The 20,558-nt window shown below is 70.7% G+C and carries 24 protein-coding genes; 23 read left to right on the top strand and 1 reads right to left on the bottom strand.

Annotation, left to right across the window (positions count from 1 at the left end; translation table 11 throughout):
* The first annotated feature begins 58 nt into the window (after positions 1 to 58).
* The 14 genes from ptsP (at position 59) to glmM (ending at position 11,621) form a co-directional block, all read left to right on the top strand.
* Entirely contained in the window at positions 59 to 1,657 is a 1,599-nt protein-coding gene (ptsP, locus tag NVV95_RS09810) for a phosphoenolpyruvate--protein phosphotransferase (RefSeq protein WP_375163804.1), read from the top strand.
* 37 nt (positions 1,658 to 1,694) lie between these two features.
* The gene (locus NVV95_RS09805; RefSeq protein ID WP_259486349.1) at positions 1,695 to 3,287 is read left to right on the top strand and encodes a PTS mannitol transporter subunit IIBC; all 1,593 of its coding nucleotides are present in this window, start codon (positions 1,695 to 1,697) and stop codon (positions 3,285 to 3,287) included.
* A 28-nt stretch (positions 3,288 to 3,315) separates the two neighbouring features.
* Complete coding sequence (locus NVV95_RS09800; RefSeq protein WP_259486348.1) at positions 3,316 to 3,747, top strand: PTS mannitol transporter subunit IIA; 432 nt, start codon at positions 3,316 to 3,318, stop codon at positions 3,745 to 3,747.
* 19 nt (positions 3,748 to 3,766) lie between these two features.
* Positions 3,767 to 4,921: a mannitol-1-phosphate 5-dehydrogenase gene (locus NVV95_RS09795; RefSeq protein WP_259486347.1), complete on the top strand. Its 1,155-nt coding sequence runs from the start codon at positions 3,767 to 3,769 to the stop codon at positions 4,919 to 4,921.
* Between the two features lie 117 nt (positions 4,922 to 5,038).
* Positions 5,039 to 5,260 carry a translation initiation factor IF-1 gene (infA, locus tag NVV95_RS09790; RefSeq protein ID WP_022883252.1) on the top strand — a complete coding sequence of 74 codons (222 nt, stop codon included), beginning with the start codon at positions 5,039 to 5,041 and terminating at the stop codon, positions 5,258 to 5,260.
* An 83-nt stretch (positions 5,261 to 5,343) separates the two neighbouring features.
* Positions 5,344 to 5,460: a 50S ribosomal protein L36 gene (gene rpmJ, locus NVV95_RS09785; protein WP_066041129.1), complete on the top strand. Its 117-nt coding sequence runs from the start codon at positions 5,344 to 5,346 to the stop codon at positions 5,458 to 5,460.
* Positions 5,461 to 5,587: 127 nt separating this feature from the next.
* Positions 5,588 to 5,965 carry a 30S ribosomal protein S13 gene (gene rpsM / locus NVV95_RS09780; RefSeq protein ID WP_171703640.1) on the top strand — a complete coding sequence of 126 codons (378 nt, stop codon included), beginning with the start codon at positions 5,588 to 5,590 and terminating at the stop codon, positions 5,963 to 5,965.
* A 31-nt stretch (positions 5,966 to 5,996) separates the two neighbouring features.
* Positions 5,997 to 6,395 (top strand): 30S ribosomal protein S11, encoded by a 399-nt coding sequence (gene rpsK / locus NVV95_RS09775; RefSeq protein ID WP_022896808.1) that lies wholly within the window; start codon positions 5,997 to 5,999, stop codon positions 6,393 to 6,395.
* Between the two features lie 122 nt (positions 6,396 to 6,517).
* A complete protein-coding gene (locus NVV95_RS09770) occupies positions 6,518 to 7,507 on the top strand; it encodes a DNA-directed RNA polymerase subunit alpha (RefSeq protein WP_194679260.1) in 990 nt (329 codons plus the stop codon).
* Positions 7,508 to 7,566: 59 nt separating this feature from the next.
* Entirely contained in the window at positions 7,567 to 8,136 is a 570-nt protein-coding gene (gene rplQ / locus NVV95_RS09765) for a 50S ribosomal protein L17 (protein WP_259486346.1), read from the top strand.
* 66 nt (positions 8,137 to 8,202) lie between these two features.
* Positions 8,203 to 9,087: a tRNA pseudouridine synthase A gene (locus tag NVV95_RS09760; RefSeq protein ID WP_259486345.1), complete on the top strand. Its 885-nt coding sequence runs from the start codon at positions 8,203 to 8,205 to the stop codon at positions 9,085 to 9,087.
* Between the two features lie 163 nt (positions 9,088 to 9,250).
* Complete coding sequence (gene rplM / locus NVV95_RS09755) at positions 9,251 to 9,697, top strand: 50S ribosomal protein L13 (RefSeq protein ID WP_259486344.1); 447 nt, start codon at positions 9,251 to 9,253, stop codon at positions 9,695 to 9,697.
* A gap of 47 nt (positions 9,698 to 9,744) precedes the next feature.
* Entirely contained in the window at positions 9,745 to 10,230 is a 486-nt protein-coding gene (gene rpsI, locus NVV95_RS09750; protein ID WP_259486343.1) for a 30S ribosomal protein S9, read from the top strand.
* 26 nt (positions 10,231 to 10,256) lie between these two features.
* Positions 10,257 to 11,621: a phosphoglucosamine mutase gene (gene glmM / locus NVV95_RS09745; protein WP_259486342.1), complete on the top strand. Its 1,365-nt coding sequence runs from the start codon at positions 10,257 to 10,259 to the stop codon at positions 11,619 to 11,621.
* A gap of 61 nt (positions 11,622 to 11,682) precedes the next feature.
* Here the strand turns inward: glmM and coaA are convergent, their stop codons facing one another.
* Complete coding sequence (gene coaA, locus NVV95_RS09740) at positions 11,683 to 12,630, bottom strand: type I pantothenate kinase (RefSeq protein WP_259486341.1); 948 nt, start codon at positions 12,628 to 12,630, stop codon at positions 11,683 to 11,685.
* Between the two features lie 58 nt (positions 12,631 to 12,688).
* Between coaA and glmS the strand changes: the two genes are divergently transcribed.
* The 9 genes from glmS (at position 12,689) to NVV95_RS09695 (ending at position 20,558) form a co-directional block, all read left to right on the top strand.
* Positions 12,689 to 14,536: a glutamine--fructose-6-phosphate transaminase (isomerizing) gene (gene glmS / locus NVV95_RS09735; RefSeq protein ID WP_259486340.1), complete on the top strand. Its 1,848-nt coding sequence runs from the start codon at positions 12,689 to 12,691 to the stop codon at positions 14,534 to 14,536.
* A gap of 6 nt (positions 14,537 to 14,542) precedes the next feature.
* Positions 14,543 to 14,902, top strand: coding sequence for a holo-ACP synthase (locus tag NVV95_RS09730; RefSeq protein WP_259486339.1), 360 nt, complete (start codon positions 14,543 to 14,545; stop codon positions 14,900 to 14,902).
* A 29-nt stretch (positions 14,903 to 14,931) separates the two neighbouring features.
* Positions 14,932 to 16,038 carry an alanine racemase gene (gene alr, locus NVV95_RS09725; protein WP_259486338.1) on the top strand — a complete coding sequence of 369 codons (1,107 nt, stop codon included), beginning with the start codon at positions 14,932 to 14,934 and terminating at the stop codon, positions 16,036 to 16,038.
* A complete protein-coding gene (gene alr / locus NVV95_RS09720; RefSeq protein ID WP_259486337.1) occupies positions 16,035 to 17,183 on the top strand; it encodes an alanine racemase in 1,149 nt (382 codons plus the stop codon). Before alr (NVV95_RS09725) ends, alr (NVV95_RS09720) begins: the two co-directional genes overlap by 4 nt.
* Positions 17,180 to 17,815 (top strand): tRNA (adenosine(37)-N6)-threonylcarbamoyltransferase complex ATPase subunit type 1 TsaE, encoded by a 636-nt coding sequence (gene tsaE / locus NVV95_RS09715; RefSeq protein WP_310796063.1) that lies wholly within the window; start codon positions 17,180 to 17,182, stop codon positions 17,813 to 17,815. Before alr (NVV95_RS09720) ends, tsaE begins: the two co-directional genes overlap by 4 nt.
* A 113-nt stretch (positions 17,816 to 17,928) precedes the next feature.
* Positions 17,929 to 18,540, top strand: coding sequence for a tRNA (adenosine(37)-N6)-threonylcarbamoyltransferase complex dimerization subunit type 1 TsaB (gene tsaB, locus NVV95_RS09710; protein WP_259486336.1), 612 nt, complete (start codon positions 17,929 to 17,931; stop codon positions 18,538 to 18,540).
* Positions 18,537 to 19,106 (top strand): ribosomal protein S18-alanine N-acetyltransferase, encoded by a 570-nt coding sequence (rimI, locus tag NVV95_RS09705; RefSeq protein ID WP_310796062.1) that lies wholly within the window; start codon positions 18,537 to 18,539, stop codon positions 19,104 to 19,106. The genes tsaB and rimI overlap by 4 nt, the downstream gene beginning before the upstream one ends.
* The gene (gene tsaD / locus NVV95_RS09700) at positions 19,103 to 20,170 is read left to right on the top strand and encodes a tRNA (adenosine(37)-N6)-threonylcarbamoyltransferase complex transferase subunit TsaD (protein WP_259486335.1); all 1,068 of its coding nucleotides are present in this window, start codon (positions 19,103 to 19,105) and stop codon (positions 20,168 to 20,170) included. The genes rimI and tsaD overlap by 4 nt, the downstream gene beginning before the upstream one ends.
* 103 nt (positions 20,171 to 20,273) lie before the next feature.
* A complete protein-coding gene (locus NVV95_RS09695; RefSeq protein ID WP_259486334.1) occupies positions 20,274 to 20,558 on the top strand; it encodes a DUF4190 domain-containing protein in 285 nt (94 codons plus the stop codon).

Below are 20,558 nucleotides of genomic sequence, written 5' to 3'. Positions count from 1 at the left end.
GTCCTCCCTCACCGGCACCGGCATCGGCCGCGGCATCGCCGTCGGCGGGGTGCTCCGGATGCCCGACCCGCTCCCCGAGCCCGACGACACCGCCTCGGCGCTCACCCCCGACGCCGAGAAGGAGCGCGCCCGCGCCTCACTGGCGGCCACCGCCGCGATCATCCGGCACCGGGGAGAGCGCGCCGGCGGCTCGGCCAAGGACGTGCTCGAGGCGCAGGCCTTCATGGCCGAGGACCCGACGCTGATCGACGACATCGGCACCCGGCTCGACTCCGGCAAGACCGCCGAGCGCGCGGTCTTCGAGGCGTTCGCCTCCTTCCGCGACCTGCTCGTCAGCATGGGCGGCTACATGGGGGAGCGCGCGACCGACCTCGACGACGTCTCGCAGCGCGTCGTGGCGCACCTGCGCGGCGTCCCCGCTCCGGGAGTGCCCGACCCCGAGCATCCGTTCGTTCTCGTCGCCCGCGACCTCGCGCCGGCCGACACCGCCCTGCTCGACCTGTCGAAGGTGCTCGCGCTCGTCACGAGCGACGGCGGCCCCACCTCGCACACCGCGATCCTCGCCCGCGAGAAGTCGATCGTGGCCGTCGTCGGGGTGACGGATGCGCTCACCCTCGCCGACGGCACCGAGATCGTCGTCGATGCGGCCACCGGCACCGTGACGGTCGCCCCGAGCTCCGAGGAGCGCACCGCCGCCGAGGCGAAGGCCGCCGAGATCAAGGCGGCCCGCAGCTCGGCGACCGGCCCCGGAGCCCTCGCCGACGGCACCCTCGTGCCGCTCCTGGCGAACCTCGGTTCGGCCGACGGCGCCGCGGACGCGCTCGAGAAGGGCGCGGAGGGTGTCGGACTCTTCCGCACCGAGTTCCTCTTCCTCGACTCCTCGAGCGCACCCACCGTCGAGGAGCAGAAGGCGCAGTACAAGCGTCTGCTCGAGGCCTTCGCCGGCAAGAAGGTCGTCGTGCGCGCGCTCGACGCCGGAGCCGACAAGCCGCTGAGCTTCCTCAACGACGCCCCCGAGGAGAACCCGGCGCTGGGTCTCCGCGGCCTTCGGGCGCTGCGGGCGAACGAGCCCATCCTGCGGGACCAGCTCGCCGCCCTCGCGGCCGCCGAGGCCGAGACCGACGCCGACGTCTGGGTGATGGCGCCGATGGTCTCGACCGTCGAGGAGACCCGCTACTTCACCGCCCTCGCCCGCGAGGTCGGCCTGAAGACCGCCGGCGTCATGGTGGAGGTGCCCTCGTCCGCCCTGCTGGCCGACCGCATCCTCGCCGACGCCGACTTCGCGTCGATCGGCACCAACGACCTGACGCAGTACACCCTGGCGGCCGACCGGCTGCTGGGCTCGGTTGCCTCATTCCAGGACCCGTGGCACCCGGCCGTGCTGAAGCTCGTCGGGGAGGTCGGCAAGGCCGGCCGTGCCACCGGCAAGCCCGTCGGGATCTGCGGCGAGGCCGCCGCCGACCCCCTTCTCGCCGTGGTGCTCGTGGGCCTCGGCGCGACCACGCTCTCCATGTCGCCGTCGGCTCTCGCCGACGTGCGCGCGGAGCTCGCCCGCTTCACGCTCGACGAGGCCCAGCACTTCGCCGAACTGGCCCTCTCGGCGAACAGCGCCGTCGAGGCCCGTGGAGCGGTCACCACCGCAGCAGCATCCCAGTGATCCCATCCCTACACCCACACGAATTGGAGCAGTCGTCATGACAACGACGTCAGAAGCAAAGACCGGAGGGGGAGCGCGCATCCGCGTGCAGCGCTTCGGCACCTTCCTCTCGGGCATGGTCATGCCCAACATCCCGGCGTTCATCGCCTGGGGTCTCATCACCTCGCTGTTCATCGCGACCGGCTGGCTGCCCAACGGCATCCTCGGCGGCTTCGGCAACGCCGACGTCATCGGCTGGACGGGTGCGGCGACCTCGCTCGCCCAGGCGGACGACGGCACCACCTTCCCGCAGTACCTGGGTCTCGTCGCCCCGATGATCACCTACCTGCTGCCGCTCCTGATCGCGAACACCGGTGGCCGCATGGTCTACGGCGCCCGCGGCGGCGTGATCGGCACCATCGCCACGATGGGTGTGATCGTCGGTGCGAACATTCCGATGTTCATCGGCGCCATGATCATGGGCCCGCTGGCCGCCTACCTGCTGAAGCAGCTCGACAAGCTGTGGGCCGGCAAGATCAAGCCCGGCTTCGAGATGCTGGTCGACAACTTCTCGTCGGGCATCCTGGGCGCGCTGCTCGCAGTCGCCGGCTTCTTCGGCATCGCCCCGGTCATCCAGGGCCTGTCGAAGGCGCTCGAGGCCGGTGTCGACTGGCTGATCTCGGTCGGTCTGCTGCCGCTCGCCTCGATCCTCGTCGAGCCCGGCAAGGTGCTGTTCCTGAACAACGCCATCAACCACGGCGTCTTCACCCCGCTCGGGGTGCAGCAGGTCGCCGAGCAGGGCAAGTCGATCCTGTTCCTGATCGAGGCGAACCCCGGCCCGGGCCTCGGCATCCTGCTCGCCTTCGCGATCTTCGGTGTGGGGCTGGCCAAGGCGAGCGCCCCCGGCGCCGTCATCATCCAGTTCTTCGGCGGCATCCACGAGATCTACTTCCCGTACGTGCTGTCCAAGCCGATGACCATCCTCGCCGCCATCGCCGGTGGCGCGACCGGTGTCGCCGTGAACGTGCTGTTCAATTCGGGCCTGCGTGCCCCTGCCTCGCCCGGCAGCATCATCGCCGTGCTGCTGCAGACCGCGCCCGACAGCTACGTCGGCGTCATCCTCTCGGTGATCGCCGCCGCCGCGGTGTCGTTCCTCGTCACCGCCGTCATCCTCCGGGCGAGCCGCAAGCGCGACCTCGAGAACGAGGACGCCGGCGACCTCTCCGCCGCCATCGCGAAGACCCAGGCCAACAAGGGCAAGGAGTCCAGCGTTCTCGGCACCCTGAGCGCCGAGGGTGTCCCCGCCCGCGACGCCGAGGTCGTCGCCGAGCAGAGCTCGCTGCTGACGGATGCGCGTCCCATCGCGAACATCGTCTTCGCCTGCGACGCCGGAATGGGCTCGAGCGCCATGGGCGCATCGGTGCTCCGCAATAAGATCAAGAAGGCCGGCATCGAGGGTGTGACCGTCGTCAACAAGGCGATCGCGAACCTCGACGACGACGTGGATCTCGTGATCACGCAGCGCGAGCTCACGCCCCGGGCGCAGGAGCGCACCCCGAGCGCCGAGCACGTGTCGGTCGACAACTTCATGAACAGCCCCCGTTACGACGAGGTCGTCGAGAAGCTGAAGAACCAGCACGCCGCCAGCTAGGCGACGCGCACAGACGAAGGAGGAGCCCATGTCCGTCATCGAAGCCTCGCAGATCCGGTTGAGCGGTACCGCGCGCACCAAGGAGGAGGCGATCCGAGAGGCCGCCGACATCCTGGTGGCCGCCGGAGCCGTCGAGTCCGGGTACCTGGACTACATGCTCCAGCGCGAGGCGACGGTCTCGACGTACATGGGCAACCTCCTCGCCATCCCGCACGGCACGAACGAGGGCAAGGACACGATCCTCGACTCCGCGCTCTCGTTCGTGCGGTACGACGAGCCGCTCGACTGGGGCGGCGAAGAGGTGCGCTTCGTCGTCGGCATCGCCGGCAAGGACGGCGGGCACATGGACATCCTGACCAAGATCGCCATCGTGTTCAGCGATGAGGACGAGGTCGCCAAGCTGCTCGCCGCCGGAAGCCCCGACGAGGTCCTGCAGATCCTCGGCGACGTCAACGAGTAACCAACCCAAGGAGCACCACATGAAGGCCGTCCACTTCGGCGCAGGCAACATCGGCCGCGGATTCGTGGGGCTGATCCTCCACGACGCGGGCTACGAACTCGTCTTCGCCGACGTGAACGCCGAGCTGATCGACGCGCTCGCCGCCTCGACCAGCTACGACGTGCACGCGGTGGGGGAGAACTCCTCCACCCGCACGGTGACCGGCTACCGCGCCCTGAACAGCGGCTCCGACGAAGACGCCGTGGTGGCCGAGATCGCCACGGCGGAGATCGTCACCACGGCGGTCGGCCCGAACATCCTGAAGTTCGTCGCCCCCGTGATCGCGCGGGCGATCGAGGCGCGTGACGCCGCGCTGCCCCCGCTCACGGTGATGGCGTGCGAGAACGCGATCAACGCCACCGACGTGCTGAAGGGCGAGATCGAGGGCCGGGTGGGCGACGCGTCCGCGCTGTCGAAGGCCGTCTTCGCCAACACCGCCGTCGACCGCATCGTGCCGAACCAGGAGCCGGGCCACGGGCTCGACGTGACGGTGGAGGACTTCTTCGAGTGGGCGATCGAGGAGACGCCGTTCGAGGGCGCGCCGCCGGTCATCCCCGCAGCCCACTTCGTGCCCGACCTCGCCCCCTACATCGAGCGCAAGCTCTTCACGGTCAACACCGGTCACGCCACAGTGGCGTACCACGGCTGGGTCGAGGGGGCGACGACCCTCGCCGACGCCCTGGCGGTGCCGAGCGTGTTCACCGAGGTGAAGGCGGTGCTCGAGGAGACGAAGGCGCTGCTCGTGGCCAAGCACGAGTTCGACCCCGCCACCCAGGAGGCGTACCTCGAGAAGAACCTCGTGCGCTTCGCGAACCCCTACCTCACCGACACCCCCGAGCGGGTGGGGCGGCAGCCGCTGCGCAAGATCTCCCGGCACGAGCGCTTCATCGGTCCGGCCGCCGAGCTCGCCGAGCGCGGTCTGCCGACGGATGCGCTGCTGCGCGCCGTGGCGGCGGCGCTGCGTTTCGACGCCCCGGCCGATCCGCAGTCCGCCGAGCTGGCGGGCCTGCTCGACACGCTCACCCCGGAGGAGTTCACCGCGCAGGTCACGGGCATCGAGCCCGGGCATCCGCTGCGCGAGCGACTGCTCGAGACCGTGCGCGCCGCAGTTGCTTTTCGCTCGCCCGAGGAGTAATGGGCTCCTTGCAGAAAGGGCGCCCGTAGCGTAAGCTCGATCCTTGGTGTTTTCGGCCCGTTTTCGTGGGCCGATTTCGCATGACCAGCAGAATCTATTTTTAGTGACAGTGAGGCTATGGCCAAAAAAGACGGTGTTATCGAGATCGAAGGCGCGGTCGTCGAAGCGCTCCCCAACGCGATGTTCCGCGTGGAGCTGACGAACGGGCACAAGGTTCTTGCCCACATCTCGGGCAAGATGCGCCAGCACTACATCCGCATCCTCCCCGAGGACCGCGTGATCGTGGAGCTGAGCCCCTACGACCTCACCCGTGGCCGGATCGTCTACCGCTACAAGTAGGCCGCTCCTTCCGAGGAGCGCTGGAAAGTAACGGCCCGACGGCATTCCGCCGGGTACGAGGACAGCGAAGAAAGAAAAGAACGATGAAGGTCAACCCCAGCGTCAAGCCCATCTGCGAGCACTGCCGCATCATCCGCCGCAACGGCCGAGTGATGAACATCTGCAAGTCGAACCCGCGCCACAAGCAGCGCCAGGGCTAAGAAGTACCACCCCTCAATGGCAGTGTCAGAAGCCGCCCGGTGAGAGCCGGGCGGCGGACACCTTCGGTCGGAGGCCGGAGCACATTCACTGTCACAGACCTCCACACATCACCAGGAGATAGCCACAATGGCACGTCTAGCAGGAGTTGACATCCCCCGCGACAAGCGCGTGGAAGTTGCCCTCACGTACATCTACGGGGTCGGGCGCACGCGTGCGCTGAAGACCCTCGCCGACACCGAGATCTCGGGCGACATCCGCGTCAAAGATCTCACCGACGACCAGCTCGTCGCTCTCCGCGACTACATCGAGGGCAACTACAAGGTAGAGGGTGACCTCCGCCGCGAGGTCGCCGCCGACATCCGCCGCAAGGTCGAGATCGGCTCCTACGAGGGTGTCCGTCACCGCAAGGGCCTGCCCGTGCGTGGTCAGCGCACCAAGACCAACGCTCGTACCCGCAAGGGCCCGAAGCGCACCGTCGCCGGCAAGAAGAAGGCCGGCCGCTAAGCGCGCCGACTGACAGGACCAGGAGAGAATTATGGCAACCCCCAAGTCGGCTGTTCGCAAGCCGCGCAAGAAAGAGAAGAAGAACGTCGCCGTGGGCCAGGCCCACATCAAGTCGACCTTCAACAACACCATCGTGTCGATCACCGACACGACCGGTGCCGTCATCAGCTGGGCCTCCTCGGGTGGCGTCGGCTTCAAGGGCTCGCGCAAGTCGACTCCGTTCGCCGCGCAGCTCGCCGCCGAGTCGGCCGCCCGCCAGGCGCAGGAGCACGGCATGAAGAAGGTCGACGTCTTCGTCAAGGGCCCCGGCTCCGGCCGCGAGACCGCGATCCGCTCGCTCCAGGCCGCCGGCCTCGAGGTGGGCTCGATCAACGACGTGACCCCCCAGGCGCACAACGGCTGCCGGCCGCCCAAGCGCCGCCGCGTTTGACCTTTCCGCTGTAACCGCCGACGGAGCACCTCTGGGTGCTCCGTCGGTGAGGTCGTTTCTCACAACTCAATACCTCTGCCTATGAACGTCATATAGCGGACGTTCAGCCGAAAGGAATAACAGTGCTCATTGCACAGCGCCCCACTCTCACCGAGGAGAACATCTCGGAGTTCCGTTCGCGGTTCATCATCGAGCCGCTCGAGCCCGGCTTCGGCTACACCCTCGGCAACTCGCTCCGCCGCACCCTGCTCTCCTCGATCCCCGGCGCTGCCGTCACGAGCATCCGCCTCGACGGCGTGCTGCACGAGTTCAGCACGATCCCCGGTGTGAAGGAAGACGTCACCGAGATCATCCTGAACGTCAAGGGCCTGGTCGTCTCGAGCGAGCACGACGAGCCGATCACCGCCTACCTGCGCAAGCACGCGTCGGGCGAGGTCACCGCGGCCGACATCCAGGCTCCGGCCGGTGTCGAGATCCACAACCCCGAGCTCGTCATCGCCACGCTGAACGACAAGGCGAAGTTCGAGCTCGAGCTGATCATCGAGCGCGGCCGCGGCTACGTCTCGGCGACCCAGAACCGCAGCGAGTTCTCCGAGGCCGGTCAGATCCCGATCGACTCGATCTACTCGCCCGTGCTCAAGGTCACCTACCGCGTCGAGGCCACCCGTGCCGGTGAGCGCACCGACTTCGACCGCCTCGTGGTCGACGTCGAGACCAAGCCGGCGATCACCCCGCGCGACGCCATCGCCTCGGCCGGTCGCACGCTGACCGAGCTGTTCGGCCTGGCCCGTGAGCTGAACACCGCCGCCGAGGGCATCGAGATCGGCCCCGCGCCGGTCGACGCCGTGCTCTCGTCGGAGCTGTCGGTTCCGATCGAGGACCTCGACCTCTCGGTGCGCTCGTACAACTGCCTCAAGCGCGAGGGCATCAACACCGTGTCGGAGCTGGTCGCCCTCTCCGAGACGCAGCTGATGAACATCCGCAACTTCGGACAGAAGTCGGTCGATGAGGTGAAGGACAAGCTCGTCGAGCTCGGTCTCTCGCTGAAGGACACCGTTCCCGGTTTCGACGGCGCCCACTTCTACGGCGGCTACGACGACGAGAACGTCTGAGACGCTCGTTCGCCTGCTCCGACTCACCTGATCAACTGACCCACCTCTGGAGATAAGAAATGCCCAAGCCAACCAAGGGACCCCGTCTCGGCGGCGGACCGGCACACGAGCGCCTGCTCCTCGCCAACCTGGCTGCCGCCCTGTTCACGCACAAGAGCATCAAGACGACCGAGACGAAGGCCAAGCGCCTCCGCCCCGTCGCTGAGCGCCTGATCACCTTCGCGAAGCGTGGAGACCTCCACGCCCGTCGTCGCGTGCTCGGCGTGATCGGCGACAAGTCGGTCGTGCACGAGCTCTTCACCGAGATTGCTCCGCTCGTCGCCGAGCGCGACGGCGGCTACACCCGCATCACGAAGCTCGGTTTCCGCAAGGGCGACAACGCCTCGATGGTGCAGATCGAGCTCGTGCTCGAGCCCGTCACCCCGAAGCGCAAGTCGGCGAAGCCGGCTGCCGCCGCGGCTCCTGCCGAGGCCGAGGCCGAGGTCGTCGAGGAGGCTCCCGCCGAGGAGACCACCACCGACGCCGCTGCCGACGAGACCGGCACCGACGAGACCACCGAGGCTCCGGCCGAGGAGTCGACCGAGGCCGCTGCCGACGAGGCGCCCGCCGAGGAGAAGGACGCCAAGTAGGCTTCCCCCCTTTCGAAGGCCCCGCACCCGCAAGGGTGGCGGGGCCTTCGTCGTAGACTGGCTGCCGTGGATTCGACGACGGGGGAGTGGCGCCTCCGCCTCGACATCGCCTACGACGGCACCGACTTCTCGGGCTGGGCGAAGCAGCCCGGCCTCCGCACCGTGCAGGGTGTGCTCGAAGACGTGCTGGCCACCCTCTTCCGCCGCTACCCGCCCGCACCGCAGCTCTGGGTCGCGGGGCGCACGGATGCGGGGGTGCACGCCAGCGGTCAGGTGGCGCACCTCGACCTGGACGACGCGCAGCTGCGCAGCCTGCGGCGACGCGGCGACGACGCCCGGGGCATGGCGCCGGCCACCCTGGCCGCCCTGCTCGGGCAGCGGATGAACGGCATCCTCGGCGCGGACAGCGACGTGATGGTGCTCGCGTCCACGATCGCGCCCGCGGGCTTCGACGCGCGGTTCTCGGCGGTCTGGCGCCGCTACCGGTACCGGGTCAGCGACGTGCACGGGCGGCGCGACCCGTTGCTGCGACGAACCACCGTCCGGCATCCGGCGGCCCTCGACCTCGACGCCATGGACGCGGCGGCCCGCGCTCTGCTGGGCCTCCACGACTACGCGACCTTCTGCAAGCCCCGGGCGGGGTCGACGACGATCCGCACGCTGCAGTCGTTCACCTGGCGGCGCGACGACGACGGTGTGCTCGTGGCCGAGCTGCAGGCCGACGCGTTCTGCCACAGCATGGTGCGCTCGCTGGTAGGCGGCACGGTCTCGGTGGGCGAGGGGTCGCTGAGCGGCGAGGAGCTCGTGCGGCTGCGGGACGAGAAGGCACGGACGGGCGCCTTCCTCGTGATGCCGGCCAAGGGTCTGGTGCTCACCGAGGTGGGCTATCCGGCGGCCGCCGAGCTGGCCGATCGGGCCGAACGCACACGGGCGCGGCGCGAGCTCATTTGACCGGGTGGGTGGTATCGCCTATTCTTGATCTTTGGTGTCTGCGCCTCGTGCCGTTCACCCGAAGTTGAGCCCTCCATCGGCTGCCTTGCGACTGATCCAGTCCGCAAGACCCACCGGAGCGGGATTCACGAACTCCTCACTCGAACAAGAAAGCAGCACTACTGTGACGCGCACTTACTCCCCCAAGGCAAGCGAGGTCCAGCGCGGCTGGGTCGTCATCGACGCCACCGACGTGGTCCTGGGCCGCCTGGCCACCCACGCGGCCGCCATCCTCCGTGGCAAGAACAAGGCCACCTTCACCCCGCACATGGACATGGGTGACTTCGTCATCATCGTGAACGCCGACAAGGTCGCGCTCACCGGTTCCAAGCTGGCCCAGAAGAAGGCCTACCGTCACTCGGGCTACCCGGGTGGCCTCAAGGCCGTCGGCTACGCCGAGCTGCTCGAGAAGAACCCCGAGCGCGCCGTCGAGAAGGCGATCCGCGGCATGCTGCCGAAGACCTCCCTCGGTCGCGACCAGTTCCGCAAGCTCAAGGTCTACGCAGGCCCCGAGCACCCCCACGCGGCGCAGCAGCCGACCCCCTTCATCCTCGACCAGGTCGCCCAGTAGCGTCCCGCGTTCGTTCAGCAGACTCAGACAAAGGACTCATCAGTACCGTGGCGAAGATCGCAGACCAGATTGACGTGGCTCCCGAGAGCTACTCCACCGAAACCCCGGCCGACGAGGCGCCCCGCGCCCCCCGTGCCGTCCTCAACGTCTCCGGCGCTGCCGTGGGCCGTCGCAAGCAGGCCATCGCCCGCGTGCGCCTCGTTCCCGGCGCCGGCACCCTCGTGGTGAACGGCCGCGAGTTCGCGGACTACTTCCCGAACAAGCTGCACCAGCAGCTGATCACCGACCCCTTCAAGGTGCTCGACCTGATCGGCTCGTACGACGTCGTCGCGAAGATCACCGGCGGTGGCCCCTCCGGCCAGGCCGGCGCCCTGCGCCTCGCCATCGCGCGTGCCCTGAACGAGATCGACCGCGAGAACAACCGCGCCGACCTCAAGAAGGCCGGCTTCCTCACCCGTGACGCCCGCGTCATCGAGCGCAAGAAGGCCGGTCTCAAGAAGGCCCGTAAGGCATCGCAGTTCTCGAAGCGCTGATCGCTCTTCGGCTCTACGCTTAGCCTATGGCTCGCCTTTTCGGCACCGATGGGGTGCGTGGGCTCGCGAACCAAGACGTCACGGCCGACCTCGCCCTGCGCATCGCGCAGGCAGGCGCCCGTGTCCTTGGTGCCGCGGCCCGGGACGCCGGTCGACGACCGGTCGCCGTGGTCGCCCGCGACCCCCGTCAGTCCGGTGACTTCATCGCGGCCGCCGTCTCGGCGGGGTTCGCGAGCTCCGGCGTCGACGTCCTCGACGCCGGAGTGCTGCCGACCCCGGCGGCCGCGTTCCTGATCGCCGACATCGGCGCCGATTTCGGCGTCGTCATCTCGGCCTCGCACAACCCGGCGCCCGACAACGGCATCAAGTTCTTCGCCGCCGGGGGCAAGAAGCTGCCCGACGACGTCGAGATCGCCATCGAGGCGGCCCTCGAGCATCCGCAGCTCACCCCGCTCGGCGGCGACATCGGCCGCATCAGGCGCTTCGCCGACGCGGAGGACCGCTACGTGGTGCACCTGCTCACCACGCTGCCGCACCGCCTCGACGGCCTGCACGTGGTGCTCGACTGCGCCCACGGCGCGGCCGCCGGCGTCTCGCCCGAGGCCTTCAACCAGGCCGGCGCGCGCATCACGGTGATCGGCAACGACCCCGACGGCATGAACATCAACGACGGCGTCGGCTCGACGCACCTCGGTCAGCTGGCCGAGGCGGTCGTGGCCGCGGGCGCCGACGTCGGCATCGCCCACGACGGTGACGCCGACCGCTGCCTCGCCGTCGACGCCGACGGCAACGTCATCGACGGCGACCAGATCATGGCGATCCTCGCGCTCGCCCAGGCCGATCGCGGCCAGCTGCGGGAGAACACGCTCGTGGCGACCGTCATGTCGAACCTCGGCCTCAAGGTCGCCATGGCCCACCACGGCATCGAGATGCTCGAGACCCGGGTGGGCGACCGCTACGTGCTCGAGGCCATCAACGAGCGCGGGCTCAGCCTCGGCGGCGAGCAGTCGGGCCACATCATCTTCGCCGACCACGCCACCACGGGCGACGGCATCCTCACCGGCCTGCAGCTGGTGAGCCGGATGGCCGCGACCGGCAAGACCCTGGCCGAGCTGGCGGCGGTCATGAAGGTCTACCCCCAGACCCTCGTCAACGTGCGCGGCGTCGACCGCGACGGGGTGTCGAGCGACACCGTGCTCGCGAACGCGGTAGCCGAGGCCGAGGCCGATCTCGGTGAGACCGGCCGCGTGCTGCTGCGCCCGTCCGGCACCGAGCCGCTCGTGCGCGTCATGGTCGAGGCGGGCGACCAGGCCACGGCCGACCGCATCGCGGAGTCCCTCGCCGAGGTCGTGCGCCAGCGCCTCTCCACGGGCGTCGAACGCTCCTTCTGAGCCGATCGCGGGCCAGCTGGTCGCGGGCCAGCTGACCGCAGGCTAGCGGCCTGCGAGCTGCCTAGAGCTTGCGGAGGAGGACCTTGCCGACGCGGTGGTCGGCGTCCTTGCGGAGGACGAGGGTGGCGCGGGAGCGCGTGGGAAGCACGTTCTCCAAGAGGTTCGGCAGGTTGATCGAACGCCAGATCCGTCGGGCCGTCTGACGCGCCTCGTCGTCGGACAGGCTCGCGTAGCGGTGGAAGTACGACTTCGGGTTCGCGAAGGCGCCGTCTTTCAGGGCCATGAAGCGGGTCTCGTACCAGTCGGCGATGTCGTTCGTGCGGGCATCCACGTAGACCGAGAAGTCGAACAGGTCGCTCACCGCCAGGCGGTTGCTCGCCGGCGGCTGCAGCACGTTCAGGCCCTCGACGATGAGGATGTCGGGCTGGCGCACCACGATCTGGGCCTCGGGCACGATGTCGTAGCTGAGGTGCGAGTAGAACGGGGCGCGCACCTCGGGGTTGCCGCTCTTCACCGCGGTGACGAAGCGCAGCAGCGCGCGCCGGTCGTACGACTCGGGGAAGCCCTTGCGCTGCATCAGCCCGCGTCGTTCGAGCTCGGCGTTCGGCAGCAGGAAGCCGTCGGTGGTGACGAGCTCGACCCGGGGCGTGTCGGACCAGCGGGCGAGGAGCTCGCGCAGGAGGCGGGCCGTCGTGGACTTGCCGACGGCCACCGAGCCCGCGATGCCGATGACGAAGGGTGTGCTCTTCGAGGTCTCGCCGAGGTAGTCGGTGGTGGAGCGGTGCAGCTGCTTCGCGCTCGTGGCGTAGAGGTTGATCAGGCGGGCCAGCGGGAGGTAGACCTCCTCGACCTCGCGGAGGTTGAGCGGGTTGCTGAGACCCCTGAGCTGCACGATCTCCGTCTCGGACAGGGGCAGCGGGGTCGACGGCGCCAGAGCAGCCCAGTGCGCCCGATCGAACTCGGTGAAGGGGCTGAACTGCGCGAGGCCGGTCGAAGCGGAATCGGGCATAGGACTCCTATTCTGCACTGTCAGGGTCGCCCCGGATGCCTCGGATAGACTCGGGCCCATGTGTGGAATCGTGGGATACGTCGGTAACAACAGCTCTCTCGAGGTGCTCCTCGGTGGCCTCCGGCGACTGGAATACCGCGGCTACGACTCCGCCGGGGTGGCCGTCATCGCCCCCGACGGAACGATCTCGACCCGCAAGCGCGCCGGCAAGCTGGCCGTGCTCGCCGACGACCTCGAGGCGCGGCCGATGGCCGACGGCCAGACCGGCATCGGGCACACCCGCTGGGCGACGCACGGCGGCCCGACCGACGTGAACGCGCATCCGCACCTCTCGGCCGACGGCCGCATCGCGCTGATCCACAACGGCATCATCGAGAACTTCGCGGGGCTCAAGCAGGAGCTGCTCGACGACGGCTACGTCTTCGACAGCGAGACCGACACCGAGGTGGCCGCCAAGATGCTCGGCCGCGAGTACGAGGCCGGCGGCGGGCTCGCCGCAGCCCTCGGCCGGGTCGTCTCGCGCCTCGACGGCGCCTTCACGCTGCTCGCCGTGCACCAGGACGAGCCGGGTGTCGTGGTCGGCGCTCGCCGCAACTCGCCGCTCGTGATCGGCCTGGGCGAGGGCGAGAACTTCCTCGGCAGCGACGTCGCCGCCTTCGTCGAGCACACCCACCGCGCCCTCGCCATCGGCCAGGACCAGATCGTCGTGATCACCGCCGACGACGTCACCGTCACCGACTTCGACGGCGAGCCCGTCGAGACCCAGGAGTTCGAGGTCTCGTGGGACGCCTCGGCCGCCGAGAAGGGCGGCTGGTCGAGCTTCATGGCGAAGGAGATCAGCGAGGAGCCGGAGGCCGTGGCCAACACGATCCTCGGCCGCGTGGTCGACGGCCAGGCCGTGCTGCCCGAGCTCGAGGGCCTCGACGGGATGCTCGCGGGCATCGACCGCGTGATCGTGATCGCCTGCGGCACCGCCAGCTACTCCGGCCTCGTGGGCAAGTACGCCATCGAGAAGTGGGCCCGCGTGCCCGTCGAGGTCGAGCTGTCGCACGAGTTCCGCTATCGCGAGCCGGTGCTGAACGAGCGCACCCTCGTGGTGTCGATCAGCCAGTCGGGCGAGACCATGGACACGCTGATGGCCGTCAAGTACGCCATCGCGAACGGCGCCCGCACCCTCTCCATCTGCAACACGCAGGGTGCGACGATCGCCCGCGAGTCCGACGCCGTGGTCTACACGCACGCCGGGCCCGAGGTCGCCGTCGCCTCGACCAAGGCGTTCGTCGCGCAGATCACCGCGCTCTACCTCTTCGGCCTGCACCTCGCCCGCGTGCGCGGCACGCTCGACGCCGAGACCTCGGCGCACCAGCTCGCCGAGCTGCAGGGCATCCCCGCCAAGATCGAGCAGGTGCTCGGCAACGGTGAGGAGATCACGCAGCTGGCCAAGTGGATGTCCGACAGCCGTGCCGTGCTCTTCCTCGGCCGTCATGTCGGCTACCCGATCGCGCTCGAGGGTGCGCTGAAGCTGAAGGAGCTGGCGTACATCCACGCCGAGGGCTTCGCCGCCGGCGAGCTGAAGCACGGGCCGATCGCCCTGATCGAGCCCGGCCAGCCTGTGTTCGTCATCGTGCCGAGCCCGCGCGACCCGAACTCGCTGCACGCCAAGGTCGTGTCGAACATCCAGGAGATCCGCGCCCGCGGCGCCCGCATCCTCGCGATCGCCGAGGAGGGCGACGTGGCCGTGCTGCCGTTCGCCGACGAGGTGATCCGCATCCCGCTCGCGGCCCCGCTGTTCGAGCCGCTGCTCACGGTCATCCCGCTGCAGCTGTTCGCGATGGAGCTCGCCACGGCGAAGGGGCTCGACGTCGACCAGCCGCGCAACCTCGCCAAGTCGGTCACGGTCGAGTAGGCCGTCGTGATCGTCGGAGTCGGAGTCGACCTGGTCGACGTCGCCCGGTTCGAGCGCGCCCTCGAGAAGACCCCGCGCCTGCGCGAACGGCTGTTCACCGAGGGGGAGCGCGGCCTGCCCGTGCGCTCGCTGGCGGCGCGCTTCGCCGCGAAGGAGGCTCTGATCAAGGCGGTCGGGCACTCCACCCAGTTCCGCTGGCACGACATGGAGGTCGTCTCGAACGACGACCGCAACCCGGCCTTCGCCGTGGCGGGCGGGGTGGCGGCGGCGCTCGCCGAGCTCGGCGCGGCCCACCTGCACCTCAGCCTGACCCACGATGGCGGCACCGCGATGGCGTTCGTCGTCGCCGAGAGCGGTGCGGCGTGAGCGCGCCCTCCACACCAGAGGCTCCCACCGTGCCCGCGCTGCGTCGCGCCCACGTCGACGTCGCCGCCCTGCGGCGGAACGTCGCCACGGTCGCCGCCGCCGTCGCCCCGGCCGCGGTGATGGCCGTCGTCAAGGCCGACGGCTATGGCCACGGTGCCGAGCGCGCCGCCCGTGCCGCGCTCGCGGGCGGGGCCACCATGCTCGGCGTGGCCGACGTCGACGAGGCGCTCGCGCTGCGAGCCGCCGGGGTCGACGCCCCGGTGCTGGCCTGGCTGCACGACTCCGACCCCGACTTCCGCCGGGCCGTCGAGGGTCGGGTGACGCTCGGCATCAGCACGCGGCGGCAGCTCGACCGGGCGGCCTCGGCGGGGTCCGCCGCGTCGCCCGCGGTGCTGCACCTCAAGATCGACACGGGGCTCGGCCGGAACGGGGCCGCGCGGGGCGACTGGGCGGAGTTCTTCGAGACGGCGCGCGCGTACGAGACCCAGGGCCTCGTGCAGGTCGAGGGGCTGTTCAGCCATCTGTCGAACACGGGGTCCGACGACGACCGCGCCCAGCTCGCCGTGTTCGAGGAGGCGACCGCGCTGGCGCGGGCCGCCGGGCTCCGGCCGCGCATCCGTCACCTCGCGTCGACCGCCGGGGCGCTGCGGCTGCCCGAGACGCGACTCGACCTCGTGCGGCTCGGCATCGGGCTCTACGGGTTGTCGCCCTTTGACGACGCCGACTCCGCCGCCCTCGGGCTGGTGCCCGCGATGCGCGTGGAGAGCCGGCTGATCTCGGTGAAGCGGGTGGCGGCCGGAACCGGGGTCTCGTACGGCTACACCTACCGGCCCGCGACCGACTCGTGGCTCGGTCTGGTGCCGCTCGGCTACGCCGACGGCATCCCGCGCCACGTCTCGAACACGGGCAGCGTCTGGGTCGACGGCCAGGTGCACCGCATCGTGGGCCGCGTGGCGATGGACCAGTTCGTCGTCGACCTCGGCGAGCACGAGGCAGCGGTTGGCGACCGGGTCGTGCTGTTCGGAGACCCGGCGGAGGGCTTCCCCTCGGCCGACAACTGGGCCGAGGCCGCCTCGACCATCAACTACGAGATCGTCACCCGGCTCGGCCGGCGCGTGCAGAGGGTGGAGTCATGAGCGGGACGTCCGGCGCGGTTCCGGCCCGGCGCGCGGTGATCGACCTCGACGCCTTCCGGCACAACGTGCGCACCCTGTCCGAGCTGGCGAAGCCGGCCGAGACCATGCTCGCCGTGAAGGCCGACGCCTACGGTCACGGCATGGTGCCCCTCGCGCGGGCGGCCCTCGAGTCGGGCGCGAGCTCGCTCGCCGTGCTCGACATCCCGGCCGCACTGGCGCTGCGCGAGGCGGGCATCACCGCTCCGATCTTCGCCTGGATGCACGACCCCGACGCCCTCTTCGGCGAGGCGGCCGAGGCCGACATCGACCTCGGCATCTCGGCCGTGTGGCAGCTCGACGCCATCGCGGCGGCCCGCGCATCCGTCGCCCCTCGCGTGCACCTCAAGATCGACACCGGGCTCAGCCGCAACGGCGCCACCGAGGCCGACTGGCCGGCGCTCGTGACGGCGGCGCTCGAGCACGACCGGGCCGGGGCCGTGCGCCTGCACGCGGCGTGGTCGCATCTCGCCGACGCCTCGCCCGACGACGACGGGCTCGCGCTGGCGAAGCTCCGGCGCGCGGTCGAGGTCGCCGAGGGTCTGGGCGCCCGGTTCGAGAAGCTGCATCTCGCGGCGAGCTCGGCAGGCATCCGGATGCCCGAGGCGAGGCTCGACATGGTGCGCTTCGGCATCGCGGCCTACGGGGTGTCGCCGTTCGACGACCAGACCGCCCGCGACCTGGGGTTGCGGCCCGTGATGACGCTGACCGCCCCGGTGGCGTCGGTGAAGCGGGTGCCGGCGGGGCACGGCGTCTCGTACGGGTTCGCGTACCGCACCGAGGGGGAGACGACGCTCGCGCTGGTGCCGCTGGGCTATGCCGACGGCATCCCGCGCATCGCGAGCGGTCGCGCCTCGGTGTGGATCGGCGGCCGCCGGCACCCCGTCGCCGGGCGCATCGCGATGGACCAGTTCGTGGTCGACGTGGGCGACCATCCGGTCGAGCCGGGCGACGAGGTCGTCGTGTTCGGCGAGGGCGACCACGGCGAGCCCACCGCCGAGGAGTGGGCGGGCTTCGCCGACACCATCGGCGACGAGATCGTGGCGCGCATCGGCGCCCGCGTCGAGCGGGTGCACGTGGAGGGCGCGTCGGGCGGAGGCGGGCGATGAGCGCCGCGGAGCCGTCGCACGGGGCGGGGGCGGGGGTGGGGCGGTTCGCCGAGCTCGCCGCCGCCGTCGGGGCGGTCGCGTCGTCCGGTGCTGTCGGGGCTGTCGAGTCGGTCGGTGCCGACGAGGCGGGCGCCGCGGCTTCCGCACCGGTCTCGGCCGAGCTCACCGTCGACGACCCCGAGCGGATGCACGCGTTCGGCCTCGAGGTCGGGCGACGTCTCGGCGCGGGCGACCTGGTGCTGCTCGCGGGCGACCTCGGGGCGGGCAAGACCACCTTCACCCGCGGTCTCGGCGAGGGGCTCGGAGTGCGCGGCCCCGTGACGAGCCCCACCTTCGTGCTCGCCCGCACGCACCCCTCGCTCGTGGGCGGGGCGCCGCTCGTGCACGTCGACGCATACCGGCTCGGCTCGGCGCTCGAGCTCGACGACCTCGACATCGACTTCGAGCACGCGGTGGTCGTGGTCGAGTGGGGCGCCGGCCTGATCGAGGCGCTCGCCGACTCGTGGCTGTCGATCACGATCGACCGTCCGCACGGGGCGGGGCCGGCGCAGGACGACGAGCCCGACGAGGGTGCGGAGCCGGTGGAGCCGAGGCGGGTGTCGCTGACCCCGGTGGGCGGGCGCTGGTCGTAGCCCGGTGGGCGGGCGCTGGTCGTAGCCGCGGTCGGCAGGCCACGGTGGTAGCCGCGCTCGGGGGTGGCCGCGCATCCGGTCGTCGACGCAGCCGGGCGCGTTAGGCTCGTGGGGTGCTTCTCGCCATCGACACCTCAGCCGGAACCTCGGTCGCCGTGGTCGAGGGCGATCTCGTGCTGGCCGAGCGGTCGACCGAGGACACCATGCGCCACGCCGAGGTGATCGGCGAGATGATCGCGGCCGTGCTCGACGAGGCCGGCGTCGACCCGTCCCGCCTCGACGAGGTCGTGGCGGGCATGGGCCCCGGGCCGTTCACCGGGCTGCGTGTCGGCATCGCGGCCGCCCGAGCCTTCGCCCTCGGTATCGGCCGCCCGCTGACGCCCGCCGTCAGCCACGACGCGGTGGCGCTCGACGAGTGGTCGGCCGGCACGCGTGGCCCGCTGCTGGTGGTGACGGATGCGCGTCGACGGGAGCTCTACTGGTCGAGCTATGACCTCGGCTCCGACGCGGTCTCCCGCACCGACGGCCCCGGCCTCTGTCGCCCCGACGAGCTGCCCTACCCCGACGTCGAGCGGATCGACGCCACCCAGGTCTCGGCCGGGGCGCTCGGCCGGGCCGCCCTGATCCGCCGCGCCGCCGGACTGCCGGTGGAGTACACGGAGCCGCTCTACCTCCGGTCGCCCGACGTGACGGTGCCGGGGGCGCGCAAGCGGGTGACCCGGTGACCGACCCGTCGCCGGTGCCGCCCGCGTCGGCCGTGTCGCCCGCGCCGCCCGCGCCGCCCGTGCCGCCCGTGCCGGCCGTGTCGCCCGTGCCGCCCATGCTGCGACCGGCGACCGATGCCGACCTCGACGCGATCATGGCGCTCGAGGTGTCGTCGTTCACCACCGACGCGTGGTCGCGCGACTCCATGGCGCGGGAGCTCGACAGCCCGTTCTGCCACTATCTCGTCGCCGTGCGCGACGGCGGCGGCCTCGCGGGGTATGCCGGGCTGCTCTGCCCGGCGGGCTCGTCCGACGCGGACATCCAGACCATCGCCGTCGACCCCGCCGACCGCGGCCAGGGCCTGGGGCGAGCGCTGATGACCGCGCTGATGGCGGAGGCCGGGCGGCGACGCGCGACTCAGATCTTCCTCGAGGTGCGCGCCGACAACCCGGTCGCCCACGGGCTGTACCGCTCGCTCGGCTTCGACGACATCGCCGTGCGCCCGAACTACTACCAGCCCGACGGCGTCGACGCCGTCGTGATGCGGGCCGAGCTCGGCCGCCCCGCCGGAAGGACGACCGCATGACCCGCGAGCCCGTGGTGCTCGGCATCGAGACCTCCTGCGACGAGACCGGCATCGGCATCGTGCGTGGGCGCACCCTGCTGGCGAACGTCATCTCGTCGTCGATGGACGAGCACGCGCGTTACGGCGGCGTCGTACCCGAGGTCGCCGCCCGGGCGCACCTCGAGGCGATCAACCCCGCGCTCGAGGCTGCGTTCGCTGAAGCGGGCATCGGCTTCGCCGAGCTCGACGCCATCGCGGTGACGAGCGGCCCCGGCCTGTCCGGAGCGCTCATGGTGGGCGTCGGGGCGGCGAAGGCCCTCGCCGTGGCGACGGGAAAGCCGCTCTACGCCGTGAACCACCTCGTCGGCCACGTCGGCGCCGACGTGCTCGACGCCGAGCCGCTGGAGTACCCCACGGTGGCGCTGCTGGTCTCGGGCGGACACACCTCGCTGCTCGTCGTGCGCGACCTGGTCGGCGACGTCGAGCTCCTCGGCGAGACCATCGACGACGCCGCCGGGGAGGCGTTCGACAAGGTCGCGCGCATCCTCGGGCTGCCCTACCCGGGCGGGCCGCAGATCGACCGCGCGGCGGTCGGCGGCGACCCGACGGCGATCCGCTTCCCGCGGGGCCTGATGCTGCCGAAGGACCTGGAGCGGCACCGCTACGACTTCTCGTTCTCGGGGCTCAAGACCGCCGTCGCCCGCTGGGTCGAGAAGGCGCAGGACGCCGGCGAGGAGGTGCCCGTGGCCGACGTCGCCGCGAGCTTCCGCGAGGCCGTGGTCGACGTGCTGCTGACGAAGGCGTTCCGGGCCTGCGCCGACCTCGGCATCCCGCGGCTGCTGCTCGGCGGAGGGGTCGTCGCCAACGCACGCGTCCGGGAGGCCGCCGCCGAGCGGGCGGCGGCCCAGGGGGTGCAGCTGCGCATCCCGCCCCTGGCGCTCTGCACCGACAACGGGGCCATGATCGCCGCCCTCGGTGCGCAGCTGGTCGCGGCGGGGCACCGGCCGAGCGGCCTCGGCTTCGGGGCCGACTCGACACTGCCGGTCACCGAGATCCAGGTCGACGAGCTCGCCGCCCCGGCCTGAGCGGGGCGTCACTCCGCGTCACGAGGGGTCGTCGCGATTGACAGATTCTCAGACGCCCGCCACGATAGTGCCGTCCCCGTCTACCGCGATCTTGGAGCCTCCCGTGACGAACCCCACCCCTCCCGCCTACGCCGCCGGCCCCGTGGCCGAGCAGAAGTGGAACGTCCTCGCGATCGTCGCGTTCGTGATCTCGCTGCTGTCGTTCAACGTCATCGCCATCGTGCTCGGCGCGATCGCCCTCAGCCAGATCAAGAAGACCGGCGAGAAGGGCCGCGGCCTCGCGCTGGCCGGCATCATCATCGGTGCCGTCACCATCGTGTTCTACATCGTGCTGTTCATCGTCATCTTCGCGGTGGCGGCCAGCCAGGGCACGGTCACCACCTACTGA

The sequence above is a fragment of the Herbiconiux gentiana genome (genome assembly GCF_024978135.1).
Taxonomy (GTDB): domain Bacteria; phylum Actinomycetota; class Actinomycetes; order Actinomycetales; family Microbacteriaceae; genus Herbiconiux; species Herbiconiux gentiana.
This window is presented reverse-complemented; position numbering and strand designations above follow the sequence as displayed.

What these genes read in the sequence shown, in the direction of transcription:
- ptsP (WP_375163804.1), top strand. Translation starts at nt 59, where the DNA reads ATGCCCGACCCGCTCCCCGAGCCCGACGACACCGCCTCGGCGCTCACC.
- NVV95_RS09805 (WP_259486349.1), top strand. Translation starts at nt 1,695, where the DNA reads ATGACAACGACGTCAGAAGCAAAGACCGGAGGGGGAGCGCGCATCCGC.
- NVV95_RS09800 (WP_259486348.1), top strand. Translation starts at nt 3,316, where the DNA reads ATGTCCGTCATCGAAGCCTCGCAGATCCGGTTGAGCGGTACCGCGCGC.
- NVV95_RS09795 (WP_259486347.1), top strand. Translation starts at nt 3,767, where the DNA reads ATGAAGGCCGTCCACTTCGGCGCAGGCAACATCGGCCGCGGATTCGTG.
- infA (WP_022883252.1), top strand. Translation starts at nt 5,039, where the DNA reads ATGGCCAAAAAAGACGGTGTTATCGAGATCGAAGGCGCGGTCGTCGAA.
- rpmJ (WP_066041129.1), top strand. Translation starts at nt 5,344, where the DNA reads ATGAAGGTCAACCCCAGCGTCAAGCCCATCTGCGAGCACTGCCGCATC.
- rpsM (WP_171703640.1), top strand. Translation starts at nt 5,588, where the DNA reads ATGGCACGTCTAGCAGGAGTTGACATCCCCCGCGACAAGCGCGTGGAA.
- rpsK (WP_022896808.1), top strand. Translation starts at nt 5,997, where the DNA reads ATGGCAACCCCCAAGTCGGCTGTTCGCAAGCCGCGCAAGAAAGAGAAG.
- rplQ (WP_259486346.1), top strand. Translation starts at nt 7,567, where the DNA reads ATGCCCAAGCCAACCAAGGGACCCCGTCTCGGCGGCGGACCGGCACAC.
- glmM (WP_259486342.1), top strand. Translation starts at nt 10,257, where the DNA reads ATGGCTCGCCTTTTCGGCACCGATGGGGTGCGTGGGCTCGCGAACCAA.
- coaA (WP_259486341.1), bottom strand. Translation starts at nt 12,630, where the DNA reads ATGCCCGATTCCGCTTCGACCGGCCTCGCGCAGTTCAGCCCCTTCACC.
- glmS (WP_259486340.1), top strand. Translation starts at nt 12,689, where the DNA reads ATGTGTGGAATCGTGGGATACGTCGGTAACAACAGCTCTCTCGAGGTG.
- alr (WP_259486337.1), top strand. Translation starts at nt 16,035, where the DNA reads ATGAGCGGGACGTCCGGCGCGGTTCCGGCCCGGCGCGCGGTGATCGAC.
- tsaE (WP_310796063.1), top strand. Translation starts at nt 17,180, where the DNA reads ATGAGCGCCGCGGAGCCGTCGCACGGGGCGGGGGCGGGGGTGGGGCGG.
- tsaD (WP_259486335.1), top strand. Translation starts at nt 19,103, where the DNA reads ATGACCCGCGAGCCCGTGGTGCTCGGCATCGAGACCTCCTGCGACGAG.